The 12,403-nt window shown below is 67.9% G+C and carries 12 protein-coding genes; 8 read left to right on the top strand and 4 right to left on the bottom strand.

The window, feature by feature from the left end; genetic code table 11:
* The first annotated feature begins 9 nt into the window (after nt 1-9).
* The 4 genes from BWO91_RS03430 to BWO91_RS03445 are packed head-to-tail and all read left to right on the top strand — an operon-like array spanning nt 10 to nt 3,567.
* Nucleotides 10-1,299, top strand: coding sequence for an L-fuconate dehydratase (locus BWO91_RS03430; protein ID WP_079003822.1), 1,290 nt, complete (start codon nt 10-12; stop codon nt 1,297-1,299).
* Entirely contained in the window at nt 1,292-2,245 is a 954-nt protein-coding gene (locus BWO91_RS03435; protein WP_079001252.1) for an aldo/keto reductase, read from the top strand. The genes BWO91_RS03430 and BWO91_RS03435 overlap by 8 nt, the downstream gene beginning before the upstream one ends.
* The gene (locus BWO91_RS03440; RefSeq protein WP_079001253.1) at nt 2,245-3,102 is read left to right on the top strand and encodes an amidohydrolase family protein; all 858 of its coding nucleotides are present in this window, start codon (nt 2,245-2,247) and stop codon (nt 3,100-3,102) included. Before BWO91_RS03435 ends, BWO91_RS03440 begins: the two co-directional genes overlap by 1 nt.
* 48 nt (nt 3,103-3,150) lie before the next feature.
* Nucleotides 3,151-3,567 carry an RbsD/FucU family protein gene (locus BWO91_RS03445; RefSeq protein ID WP_064297148.1) on the top strand — a complete coding sequence of 139 codons (417 nt, stop codon included), beginning with the start codon at nt 3,151-3,153 and terminating at the stop codon, nt 3,565-3,567.
* A gap of 15 nt (nt 3,568-3,582) precedes the next feature.
* Here BWO91_RS03445 and BWO91_RS03450 read toward each other — a convergent pair whose 3' ends face one another.
* The 4 genes from BWO91_RS03450 to BWO91_RS03465 form a co-directional block, all read right to left on the bottom strand.
* Complete coding sequence (locus tag BWO91_RS03450; protein WP_079001255.1) at nt 3,583-3,993, bottom strand: hypothetical protein; 411 nt, start codon at nt 3,991-3,993, stop codon at nt 3,583-3,585.
* Nucleotides 3,990-5,087, bottom strand: coding sequence for a serine hydrolase domain-containing protein (locus BWO91_RS03455; protein ID WP_079001256.1), 1,098 nt, complete (start codon nt 5,085-5,087; stop codon nt 3,990-3,992). The genes BWO91_RS03450 and BWO91_RS03455 overlap by 4 nt, the downstream gene beginning before the upstream one ends.
* Nucleotides 5,088-5,112: 25 nt before the next feature.
* Nucleotides 5,113-5,694, bottom strand: a complete 582-nt coding sequence (locus BWO91_RS03460; RefSeq protein WP_153303371.1) for an ArsR family transcriptional regulator — start codon at nt 5,692-5,694, stop codon at nt 5,113-5,115.
* Between the two features lie 74 nt (nt 5,695-5,768).
* Entirely contained in the window at nt 5,769-7,235 is a 1,467-nt protein-coding gene (locus BWO91_RS03465; protein ID WP_079001258.1) for an MFS transporter, read from the bottom strand.
* A gap of 109 nt (nt 7,236-7,344) precedes the next feature.
* Between BWO91_RS03465 and lanKC the strand changes: the two genes are divergently transcribed.
* The 4 genes from lanKC to BWO91_RS03480 all read left to right on the top strand — a co-directional run bounded on the left by lanKC (nt 7,345) and on the right by BWO91_RS03480 (nt 12,350).
* Nucleotides 7,345-9,999, top strand: coding sequence for a class III lanthionine synthetase LanKC (gene lanKC / locus BWO91_RS03470; protein WP_079001260.1), 2,655 nt, complete (start codon nt 7,345-7,347; stop codon nt 9,997-9,999).
* Nucleotides 9,968-10,105, top strand: a complete 138-nt coding sequence (locus BWO91_RS19580; RefSeq protein ID WP_153303372.1) for a hypothetical protein — start codon at nt 9,968-9,970, stop codon at nt 10,103-10,105. The genes lanKC and BWO91_RS19580 overlap by 32 nt, the downstream gene beginning before the upstream one ends.
* Nucleotides 10,106-10,227: 122 nt before the next feature.
* Nucleotides 10,228-10,974 (top strand): ABC transporter ATP-binding protein, encoded by a 747-nt coding sequence (locus tag BWO91_RS03475; RefSeq protein ID WP_079001262.1) that lies wholly within the window; start codon nt 10,228-10,230, stop codon nt 10,972-10,974.
* A 2-nt stretch (nt 10,975-10,976) separates the two neighbouring features.
* On the top strand, nt 10,977-12,350 hold the full coding sequence (locus tag BWO91_RS03480; RefSeq protein WP_167620432.1) for an FtsX-like permease family protein: 1,374 nt from the start codon (nt 10,977-10,979) through the stop codon (nt 12,348-12,350).
* Nucleotides 12,351-12,403: the final 53 nt, after the last annotated feature.

Below are 12,403 nucleotides of genomic sequence, written 5' to 3' on the forward strand. Positions count from 1 at the left end.
CATGCCGACGTGAGTACCATCATCGGATTCGAGACGCACGACGTCCGGTTCCCGACCTCCACCACCCTCGACGGCTCAGACGCCATGAACCCCGACCCCGACTACTCCGCCGCCTACCTGCGGCTGGTGACGGACGCGGACGACGGCCACGAGGGCCACGGCTTCGTCTTCACGATCGGACGCGGCAACGACGTCGAGGTCGCTGCCATCCACGCCCTCCGCGAGCACCTCATCGGTCGCGAGGTCGAGCCCGTGCTCGACGCCCTCGGAGCCTTCTGGCGCGAACTCGTCTACGACTCCCAGCTCCGTTGGCTCGGTCCCGAGAAGGGCGTCATGCACATGGCGATCGGCGCCGTCGTCAACGCGCTCTGGGACCTCAAGGCCAAACGTGCCGGCCTGCCGCTCTGGCGGCTGCTCGCCACGATGACGCCGGAGGAGCTCGTCGAGCTCGTCGACTTCCGCTACCTGAGCGACGTCCTCACCCCGGACGACGCCCTCGCGATCCTCCGTCGCGCCGAACCGGGACGGGAGGCCAGGATCGAGGCCCTGCTCGCAGCCGGGTACCCCGCCTACACGACCACGCCCGGGTGGCTCGGCTACTCCGACGAGAAGCTCGACCGTCTGTGTCGCGAAGCGGTCGCGGACGGGTTCGCGCAGGTCAAACTCAAGGTCGGCGGGCACGTGGAAGACGACGTCCGTCGCCTCGCCATCGCCCGGAACGCGGTGGGACCCGACATCCGGATCGCGGTCGACGCCAATCAGCGTTGGGACGTCGCGGAGGCGATCGACTGGATGTCCCGACTCGCCCCCTACGACATCGCCTGGATCGAGGAGCCGACGAGCCCCGACGACATCCTCGGCCACGCGGCGATCGCGCGCGGCGTCGCCCCGATCCCGGTCGCGACCGGCGAGCACATGGCCAACCGCATCATGTTCAAGCAGTTCCTGCAGGCCGACGCCCTCCAGGTGCTCCAGATCGACTCCACGCGGGTCGCCGGCGTGAACGAGAACATCACGATCCTGCTCCTGGCCGCGAAGTTCGGTGTCCCGGTCTGCCCGCACGCCGGTGGTGTCGGGCTGTGCGAAGCGGTGCAGCACCTCTCGATGTTCGACTTCATCGCCGTGTCCGGGAGCGAAGATGGACGCATGATCGAATTCGTCGACCACCTGCACGAGCACTTCGTCGAGCCCGTCGAGATCGTCGCCGGGCGGTACCGCGCGCCGCTCGCCCCCGGCGGCGGTTCGGAGATGCTCGCGACGTCGATCGCCGAATTCACCTTCCGGGGCGCCGGTGCCTGACCTGCTCGTCCCGCGGCTCGCGTACGGCGCCGCCAATCTCGGCAACCTCTACCGCGAGCTCAGCGATGAGGAGGCCTGGGCGATCCTCGATGCGGCCTGGGAACACGGCGTCCGCTTCTACGACACGGCTCCGCACTACGGCCTCGGTCTCTCCGAGCGTCGGCTCGGCGCCTTCCTGCGGACGAAACCGCGCGACGAGTACGTCCTGTCCACCAAGGTCGGCCGTCTCCTCGTGCCGAACCCCGCGGGGGAGGGTGCGCTCGATACCGACAACGACTTCGTCGTCCCGGCGACCGTGCGGCGCGAGTGGGACGCGAGCGAGGCCGGCGTGCGGCGCTCGCTCGACGAGTCCCTCGAACGACTCGGACTCGGCCACGTCGACGTGCTCTACCTCCACGACCCCGAACGCAACGATCCGGAGTCCGGGATCTCCGAAGGGATACCGGCGCTCGCCGCACTCCGCGACGAAGGACTCGTCGGCGCGGTCGGGATCGGATCGATGGACGTCGCGTCCCTGCTCGCCGCGGTGCGCACGGGCCTGACCGACCTCATCATGATCGCCGGACGGTACACGCTCGCCGAGCAACCGGCGGCCGACGAGCTGCTGCCCGCCTGTCTGGAACACGGCGTCGGGGTGGTCGCCGCCTCGGTGTTCAACTCGGGCCTGCTGGCCCGCGCCGTGCCGGACCCGGATGGCCGCTACGAGTACGGTGCCGTCCCGCCGGAGGTCTTCGACCGCGCCGTCGACATCGCCGAGATCTGCCGTCGGTTCGACGTCGAACTGCCCGCAGCCGCCCTCCAGTTCCCGCTCCGCCACCCTGCCGTGCGGACGGTCGCGGTCGGCGCCTCGCGGCCGGAGCAGATCATCCAGAACGTGGAGCGCTTCGAGGCACCGATCCCCGAGACCTTCTGGACGGAGCTGCGCACCAGAGGGCTGCTCGGCTGATGCGGACGATCGACGCGCACCTCCATCTGTGGAATCGCGCCGACGGGTATCACTGGCTCGCTTCGGCCGACGAGTCGCTTCGCGAGGACTTCACGCCGGAGCGTGCGGCCGCAGAGCTGCAGGCGGCCGGCGTCGATGCGGCGATCCTCGTCCAGGCCGACGACACCGAGCTCGACACGATGTCCATGCTCAGTGCATCGGACGCTTTCGATTGGGTGGCCGGCGTCGTCGGCTGGGTGCCGATCGACGACGCGAAGCGGGCCGAGGTGCTGCTCGACCGTTGGGGCGCGCATCCACGGTTCCGCGGCATTCGTCAGCTGCTGCACGACGATCCCCGGGACGGCCTGCTCCTGGCCGCCCCCGCCCGCCGGTTGGCGGCGGTCCTCGCGGACCGTGGGCTTCCGCTCGACCTCCCGAACGCCTTCCCGCGCCTGCTCAGCGACGCCACCGGACTCGCGCGGCTGGAGGAGGGGCTGACGCTCGTCGTCGACCACCTCGCGAAGCCGCCGCGCGACGACGAGGCCTTCGAACGCTGGGCGACCGAGCTGGCCGCGGCGGCGGAGCCACCGAACGTGGTCGCGAAGGTGTCCGGCCTCAACCGTGCCGGTCGGCCGTTCGTGGCGGCCGACGTGCGTCGGGCCTGGGACACCGCGCTCGCCTGCTTCGGGCCCGAGCGGTTGATGCTCGGCAGTGACTGGCCGATGACCGTCACGAGCGGCGGGTACGGTGCGGTCTGGCACGAGCTGTCCGGTCTCGTCGACGAATTGTCGCCGTCGGAACGCGATGCACTCCGTGGCGGGACGGCGACGCGCGTCTACCGGCTCGACCCCCGCGGGCCGTCGGCGACGACGGACTGACATGATCGGGCAGACGGATGGACACGGAACCATGACGAGGAGGTCACCATGCTGACAGGGATCGACCCGGTGCTGAGCGGCGAACTGCTGCTGCACCTGGACGCGATGGGGCATTCGGACACGGTGGTGATCGCCGACGCGCACTTCCCGGCCGCTCGACTCGGCGAACGCGTCGTCGTGCTCCCGACGCTGTCGACGCCGGAGGTCCTCCGGGCGGTGCGCACGGTGATCCCGCTCGACGACGAACCCGTGCTCGACCTCATGACGAGTGCCGACGGCACGGTGCTCGACGTCCAGCGGGAACTCATCGCCGCCGCCGGCACGACCGAGGACGCCGTGCGTTTCGTCGACCGGTTCGCCTACTACGACGAGGCCGCCACAGCCTTCCTCATCATCCGCACGGGCGAGACCAGGACCTACGGGAACGTCACGCTGCGGAAGGGCCTCGTGACGCGCACGGCGTGAAGCGGTTCGGTGCGGTCACCAGCAGAGCGCGACGATCGCGACGCCGACCACACCGTAGACACCGGCCTGGACCTGCCGCCGGCGGTCCTTCGGCGCGACCGCGGTCTCGACCGTCGCCCCGTGCTCGTCGAGTGAGCGCTTCGGTTTGGGCGCGTGCCACGGGAGTGACCGCCAGCGCAGGGCGGCTCCGGCGAGTCCGAAGCCGATGATCGCGACGGCGATGACCCACGCCCAGGACCAGACGCCGACCGGCGCGGCGAGGGCGCGCACGAGGGCGAGGATCACGATGCTGTCGACCGCGTCGGCGACCAGCCGGTAGCGCTCGGTCGCCGCCCAGCGTCCCGTACTCCACGCATGCGCGACCTGGAGGGCGAGGAACCAGGCGATGACGAGGGCGACGACGGCGGGTATGAGGATCTCGATCATCGTGCTGCTCCGATCTGCTCGAGGAGGGCGACACCGGCCGCATCGACCGACTCCTGGGTCGCCGAGACGAGGACCACCGTGGTGCCGGTCGCCGGGACGACGCCGACGAAGGAGGCGAAGCCGCCCGTGGCGCCGTTGTGCCAGACGAGGTCCTCACCGTCGATCGCCTTCCGATCGGTGATCCAGGCCCAGCCGATCTCGCGATCGCCGAACGCCGTCTGTGGGGCGAGCGCCCCGATGCCCGGCGCGCTGCCGTCGGCCAGTCGTTCCGCGAAGCGGGCGAGATCCGCCGTGTCCGAGCGGATGCCACCGGCAGGCCCGATCGCCGTGCCGGTCCATGCTGCGGCGGTCCGTCCGCCGGCGGTCTCACCGAGGAGGTCGTGGTCGCCGAGCTCTGCTGCATCGCTCACGGGGCTGGTCGAGTCGAGTCCCATCGGACCGGTGATCCGCTCCTCGAGGAGGTCGGCGTAGCTGGTGCCGGCGGCCGAGCCGAGGGCGGCGCCGAGCAGTTCGAAGCCGAGGTTGGAGTAGGTGCCCTTCGGGGTGTCGAGGGACGCGGACCGCGCCTGTTCGAGCAGCTTCTCGAGGTCCTCTCCGTACGGGTTCGCCGTCGTGAGTGCGAACCACGCTGAGGAGAGGATCGTCGAGAGATCCATCGGCAGGCGTGGCAGACCGGAGGTGTGGGTGGCGAGCTGCTCGAGGGTGACGTCCGCCGCGGGTGCGTCGCCCAGTTCGAGGAGGTCACCGAGCCTGGTGTCCGGGGTGACCTCGCCACGCTCGATCGCGTCGGCGAGCAACAGTCCCGTGAAGGCCTTGCTCACCGACCCGATCTCGAACCGGGCGTCCGGCTGGGCGCCGATCGTCGCGGTGCGGGTGCCGTCCGGGGTGACGACGACGGCCAGCACGGCCTTGCGGTCGGGGCCGGCGAGTTCGCGGACGGTCGCCGCGAGTTCGGCGTCGCCGGCGGCCTCCGCGGGAAGCGTCGAGGGTCCTGGTCGGAATACGAGTCCAGCCGCGAGGGCGACAGCGGTGCTGATGGCGGCGATGACCCAGACCCGTCTGGGTCGGGACGTGCTGCGTGGTGTGGCGGTCATGCGGGGTCCTTCCTGGGGTCGGTGGTCATTCCATGGCGGCGACGGCGACGAGCAGCGGGACGAGTCGCATGGGTGGGACCGCGACCCGTCCGCGGCCGGCGGGTTGCAGCCAGCCGGCGGCGGTCAGGACGCGGACGTGGTGGTAGACCTGGCCGGTCGTCCCGATGCCGTCGAGTTCGCCGAGGTCCGCGAGTGCGGAGGTGCCGTTGGCGACGGCCAGGAGCAGCTGCAGCCGGACGGGGGAGCCGATGGCTGCGAGCCGCGATGCCGCGGTCGCGAGTGGACCGGAACCTGCTGATTCCACGGCGTCGGGGTCGTCGCCGAGCGCGAGGAGGTCGTCGGTCGCTCTGGCGTACTGCCACTGCACGGGTCCGCCGTCGGCGACGACCGAGCCGGTGAAGAGGACCGCCCCGTGCTCGAGCTCGGCCGTGCGCTGTTCGAGCCCGTGGAGCGCCCAGAAGGTGTCGTCGGCATCGCCCGTCGCGGCTGCGGACGCAACCTCATCCGGTCGCTCGGTGGTCGTGTCCTCATCGGCCGGTCGGGCGAACACGGCGGCTTCGAGACGCGCGAGACGTGCCTCGTGATCGCCGGGGTCGATGGTCGTCATGACCCAAGTGTACAAATATCGTAATTACGAAATCAAGCTGATGGACCCTTCGGTCGGCTCACCGGAGCCGTGCATCAGGCCCGCGAGCTGAGCCGCCCCTGCTTCGCGTGCACCGGGATCAGCAGTCCGAGGCCGATGAGCAGCACGAGCACGATCCCGAGGATCCCCCAGAACTGCGCCCCGCCAAGCGTGACGAACAGTGCGAAGGCGGTCGGTGCGAGGAAGGACACGGCGCGGCCGGTCGTGGCGTAGAGGCCGAAGACCTCACCCTCGCGGCCCTCGGGGATGATGCGCGCCAGGAACGAGCGGCTCGCCGACTGTGCAGGGCCGACGAACAGGCACAGCATGAGCCCGAAGATCCAGAAGATCGTCGCGCCGCCCTCGTGGAGGAAGAACACGGCGCTTCCCGCGACGACGAGGCCGATGAGCGACGCGACGATGACGGGTTTCGGCCCCACCTTGTCGTCGAGCAGGCCGATCGTGATCGTCGCGATCCCGGCGACGACGTTGGCGGCGATCGCGAAGATGATCACCTCGCCGGGTGAGAAGCCGAAGGTCCCTGCGGCCAGGACGCCACCGAAGGTGAAGACGCCGGCGAGCCCGTCGCGGAACACGGCGCTCGCGAGCAGGAAGTAGAGCGTCTGTCGGCTGTCGCGCCAGAGTTCCGCGATGCTCTTGGCGAGGACGCCGTAGGAGGCGAAGAACCCGACGTGCGGCCGGGCGACGGCCTGGGGCGCGTGGTACTCGGGCACGGCGAGCAGCACGGGCAGGGCGAAGACCCCGAACCACGCCGCGGACACGAGCATCGCGACGCGGACGTCCATGCCGTCCTCGCCGGTGACGCCGAAGAGTCCGACCTCGGGGGAGATGAAGCCGAAGTACACGATGAGCAGCAGCACGATGCCGCCGATGTACCCCATGCCCCAGCCGAGACCGGAGACCTTGCCGATGGAGGTGGGCGTCGACACCTGGGCGAGCATCGCGTTGTAGTTGACGCCGGCGAACTCGAACACGATGTTGCCGACCGCGAGGAGGACGAGGCCCAGCCAGAGGAAGTCCGGATCGGGGGCGACGAAGAAGAGGAGCGCGGTGACCGCGACGACGACGTAGGTGTTGAAGCCGAGCCAGAACTTCCGTCGACCGGCGGAGTCCGACCGCTGGCCGACGACCGGCGCGAGGATCGCGATCAGCAGCCCGGCGGCCGCGAGCGCCCACCCGAGCGACGCCGACACCGCGGCCTCCTCGCCGAAGGAGTCGCTCGTCAGATAGACGGTGAACACGAAGGTGGTGACGACCGCGTTGAACGACGCCGAGCCCCAGTCCCACAGGCTCCACGCGAAGATGCGACCCTTCCGGCCCGCCTGCGCCTTCACTGCGGCGACCTGCGAGGTGTCGAGGTCGACGGTGGCCGCTGCGGCGTCGGGGGTGACGAGCGGTGGTGGCGGGAAGTTGCGGGGCCGGGATCCGAGACGCGGGGCCTCGTCGCCGTGCCCGCCTGTCCGGCCGGTGTCGTCGGTGCCACCTGGGGGAGTCGTGCTCATGCACTGAGGCTAGTGCCGCGTGGTGAACGGGCGGTAGCGCGGAGAGAGGCCCTTGCGGTCGACCATCTTAAACTCTACATTTGAAATATCAAACAAGGGAGGGCGCTTCGTGGACCAGAGGTATTTCCAGTTCAGTCATCCGGAGCTGCCCTTCTACTCGTCTGCGAAGGCGCAGCAGCGCGGCGACGGGTTCCAGCCACAAGGTATCCCCAACGACTGGCGGCGCTTCCGGCAAAACGGCTGGGAGATGTGCGCTCCACCAGACGTGGACCTACCCGTTCAGGGTTGGAAGATTCACGTCTCCGCGACTCCTGACGCGGCCGCTGAGACGCTGCAGGCCACAGTTGACGTATGTGTGGCGATGAGCGCGTCGTTCAAGTTCGTTCCGACCCGCGACGGTCTCGTGGCACGAAACTCGAAGAGCGCCGACAGGGCTGCGAGCGGAAAGTTCGTGACTGTCTATCCGTGCGATGCTCATCAACTGGATCGCCTGATTGACACCCTCTCCGCATGTCTCAGTGGTCGGCCAGGACCATTCATCCTGAGCGATGTGAGAGTCGGCGACGGTCCGCTGTATCTCCGCTACGGCGGATTCATGCCCCTGATGGTCCCAGATGCAACCGATGAGCCCGTGCTTTCTCTCGTCGGCGATGGGTTCCGACTGATCGCCGACCTTCGCGTGCCGTACTTCGACATGCCTGCCGAGGTTCAAATGACGGACAAAGTACGACACGCCATCAAGATCTTCCGTGAGGTGCCTGCCGAGCAGTCACCTCTCGATGACTATGACTTGCTCACCCCGCTGAAGTTCTCGAACAGCGGAGGAGTCTACGAGGCATCGTCAGGTGGAGGGGCCGTCCGCTCGATCGTGAAAGAAGCAAGGCCTCTTGCTGGCCTAGACGCGCGCGGACGCGATGCAGTCGAACGGCTCAATGTCGAGGGTGAAACGCTGTCGCACGTGGCACATCTTGAGATTGCTCCGCGGCCCATCCGGATGTTCACCGCTTGGGAACACCGCTTTCTCGAGATGGAGCACGTCCCAGGGGAGCCGCTGAGTGCATGGGGGGCGAAAAACTATCCATTCAGTCGGGAACGCCTGGCCAGTGATGAGCAGTCCCGCTTCGTCGATTGTGTGGATCGCATCATGAGTTCGATCGAACGGTGCGTTGCGATGCTTCATCAGCAGGGAGCGGTTGCTGGTGATCTGCACCCCGGCAACGTCCTTGTGCTTGCCGACCTGTCGGTTCGCCTCATCGACCTCGAGGACGGACGGCAACCGAATAGTCGAACGCGGTCGAGCTTCAACGCGCTGGGTTACGCTCCGCCGGACGGGTACACCGCTGCAGAAGCTGACTGGTTCGCAGTGTCACGTATCGCCGCGTCCCTCTTCCAGGTCAACAGGTCGATCGAGATACTCGCCCCAGGTCACTGGTACAGGACTATAGACATGGTCTCGGCGACGTTTGGCTCGAGGGCAGCGGAAATCATCCGTCGCGCTTGTGTCAAACTGCCGCGTGAATTGACGACTCAGGTCGAACTGACACCGGCCGAGTCGCCATCCGTGTGGGACGTTGAACGGCTGGGAGACCCAGTGACGCGTGATCGACTTGCTCAGGGTATTCTGGCGTCCCTCCGTGCAACGTCCGGCGCACTCTTTCCTGGCGATGTGGCCCAAGCCGACCCGTTCGGAACGGTGAACGTTGCGAACGGGGCTGCCGGAGTGTTGCTCTCCCTGGCGCGCGCGGATGTCGACATCACGTCAGACCTCACTGAATGGCTCGTCGCCGCGGCCGATACCTCACCTCCCGATACGAAACCCGGTTTGTTCAACGGCCTTGCGGGCGTCGCTGCAGCACTCAGCGAACTTGGTGCACACGATGCGGCGAAGCGCCATATCGATCGCTCATTGCAGGCGCGAGGCAGGACGCGTAGCCTCAACCTGTTCGGCGGACTCGCAGGGATCGGCCTGTCAGCCGTCGGCGCAGCGCTCGAGTATGAAGACTCGGAGTACTTCGAGATTGCGCTGGAGTGCGCCGCCCGCATTTCGGCACAGCTGTTCTCCGACGGTGAATCCAGCGCATCTGAGGCACTCGACCGTCGGGCAGGGCTGTTGTTCGGATGGTCGGGTATCTCCTTGTTCTTGTCCACGCTCGCGCGACACCACGATGACTTCGGCGCAATGCGACTCGCTATCCGAGCAGTCGAGCGCGACCTTTCTCGGACGCGTTCTTACGCTGATGACCTCGTGGGAATTGAGGACACGGAGAACGGGAGAACACTTCCGTATCTTGCCCGAGGCAGCGCGGGGGTTCTTGTGGCAATCGCGCAATTGCAGGACCGGGTCGACCTCGGTGACGACGTCTCGCTTGTGACAGCGGGACTGCGACGCGCCTGCGCGAGCCACACGTACGCGTTCTCTGGTCTCTTCAACGGCCGTGCGGGGATACTCGCAGCGCTCGCGGCTGATCGCGCTCCGATCGCTACTGACGGCGCTGAATTCCAACGAAGCGCTCTCGCTCACGACGCCTTGTGTTGGAGACGATCGGTGCAGTTTCCCGGAGAGAACTACCTCCGATTGTCCAGCGACTTGGCGACTGGAAGTGCAGGTATCCTCGCCGCGCTCACAGCACAACGTCAAAGAGACCTGTCCTGGCTGCCGCTGATGCAGCAGCCCGGGCTGTTCGAGCGAGCGCAGGGTTCGCTCGGTCTTGATCGGAGAGGAGGTGATGAACATGAACAAGGTTCTCGACCTTCAGCGCCGTGATGCGCATCGCGGCATCGGAACGCTAGGCAGCAACTGGAGCTGGTGGGCCTGCGGCGAAAACCAGCCGGAGAGTTCGGCCAGCCTGTTCGCGTGCGCGGGCGGCTGATGAGGGGGGGGGGGGGGGGGGCTGCTGCGCACACGAGGACATCGAGCGCAGCAGCCCCGATGCTCACGACCGACCTGAGCTGGTGGAGACACCGTGCCTGAACGACGAAAGACACTGCAACGATGAGCCTTGAAGCACGCGATCTCTCCTTCAGCTATTCGCTGCATCGCCGCGACCCGGTCCACGTGTTGCGGGGGGTGAGTCTTTCTGTAGCCGCCGGTGAGTCGTTGGCGGTCGTCGGGCCCTCGGGATCCGGGAAGTCGACACTCCTGCACTGCCTATCTGGTCTCCGAGCTCCGACACGTGGAAGCGTCGTGGCGTTGGGGACGGAGCTGTCATCCCTGACCGAATGGGGTCGTTCCCGATTCCGGCGGCGGTCCGTCGGCTTCGTGTTCCAGGACTACAACCTGATCCCCTCCATCAACGCGCGGGACAACCTCGCGTTGCCCGCGCTCTTCGCCGGTCGCGCAGCCGGGCGTCAGGCGGTCGCAGATGTCGCCGCAGACATCGGACTGTCGTCGCGCCTCCGGCATCGCCCGGACGAGCTGTCAGGCGGTGAACGGCAGCGCGTCGCGATCGGCCGGGTGTTGCTGTCGCAGGCTGAATTGGTCTTCGCCGACGAACCCACCGGTGCACTTGACACGTCGTCAGGACGGGTCGTGCTCGACCTCCTGTTCGGATCGCTCGGTCCCGAACGCACGATGGTGATGGTGACCCATGACCTCGACGCTGCTGCGCGTGCGGATCGTGTGCTGGTCCTCTGTGACGGTTCCGTCCACGCTGAGCTGACGTCCGCCACCCCGGAGGCGCTCTGGTCCGCCATCGAAACGGCCCGCGCGGACAGTGTCCATACGTCCGTGGGAGCATGACGATGGCCGGTCTCGTTCTCCGCACACTCCTGCATCAGTGGCGGGTGTGGATCTCCCTGCTCCTGTTCCTGGCACTCGCGAACGCGCTCCTTGTCAGCGTGGGAGTGCTCGTGGAGGCCGCCGGTCGGCTGCCCGTCCGGGAACAGCGCATCGTCCGGAATCTGAGCACGCCGATGTACGGGATGGCCTCGCTCGCGGTCTTCGTCATCACCTCGAGCGCGGTCTCCTTGGCGGTGCAACTCCAGCGTCGACCGTTCGCGACCTGGAAGCTCGCGGGGATGTCGTCAGTGCGGATCGCCGGCGTCCTTGTATCGCAGCTGATCGTGCTCGGGACCGTGGGCGGAGCGCTCGGGCTGCCACTGGCCCTATTGGTCGCACCGCGGTTCACCGGCTGGGTCCTGCAGGCCAACGCGGTCGCCGCGATCGTCGATGCCCCGGCGAGCACGCTGGTGCTCCTGTCGACCTGGGCACTGCTCATCGGCATCCTGTTGCTCGCCGGTCTGCAAGGTGCCGGCTCGATCCTCCGGGTACCGGCGGTCGACGCGGTCCTGAGCGCGGAAGTCGTCCGCCGTCGCCCGACCGCGTTCAGGCTCGCGCTCAGCCTGGTCATGTCGGCGGCGGTCCTCGCCGTGGCGGCCGGAATGGTCGGTACGGCGAGCGGCGACGTGTCCAGTCGGCTCGGTCTCCTAGTCGGCCTCGCGATGCTCCTGTCGTTGCTGATCATCCCGCTGATCGCGCTGCACGTCTCGCGGATCGCTGCGATGTTCCTCGCGGCGTGGACATGGATCGTCCCACGTCGATGGTCGACGGCTTGGTACCTCGCGCGTCGTGGCTGCGCCTTCCGCTTGGATCGTGTAGGCGTCTCCCTCGTTCCGCTCTACGTCGCGGTCGCCCTCGCGAATTCGATCTACACCGTGTTCGAGACCGCCGATTCCGCCAGGAGGGCGGCCGGGCTTGTGTCCGCCGGCGAGCACGGCATCAACCACTCCGGTGTCTGGACCATTCTCGGTCCGACGGTCGTCCTGGCGATCGCCGGCACCGCGACGGTCGTGGTGATGGCTGCTCGTGAGCGGGTGCACGAGCGGGCGCTGCTGGCTGTGGGCGGCGTCAGTCACCGCTCGATCGTCGGAGCCGGCGTCGTCGAAGCCTTCATGTATGCCGTGACCGCGACGTTCCTCGGGCTCCTGACGGCAGCGGCTGTCTCAGCGGTGGAGGCTGAGGCGTTCGGTCGCCTCGAAGAGGGGGCGCGCCCGGTGCTCGCCGTCGCGCCAGGCCTCGCGGTCGGCGCTGGAGGCTTCTGTGTGCTGGCTGCCGCCCTCGCTTTGCCCGCGGCGCTGGAGCATCGTCGAGCGGCGGTGGACAGGCTCCCTCGCTGAAGGTTCGCTGGGACGAGGATCGTTGCCGGGAATAGCTTCGGGCACCCCGCGTT

The organism is Plantibacter flavus, assembly GCF_002024505.1.
Taxonomy (GTDB): Bacteria; Actinomycetota; Actinomycetes; order Actinomycetales; family Microbacteriaceae; genus Plantibacter; species Plantibacter flavus_A.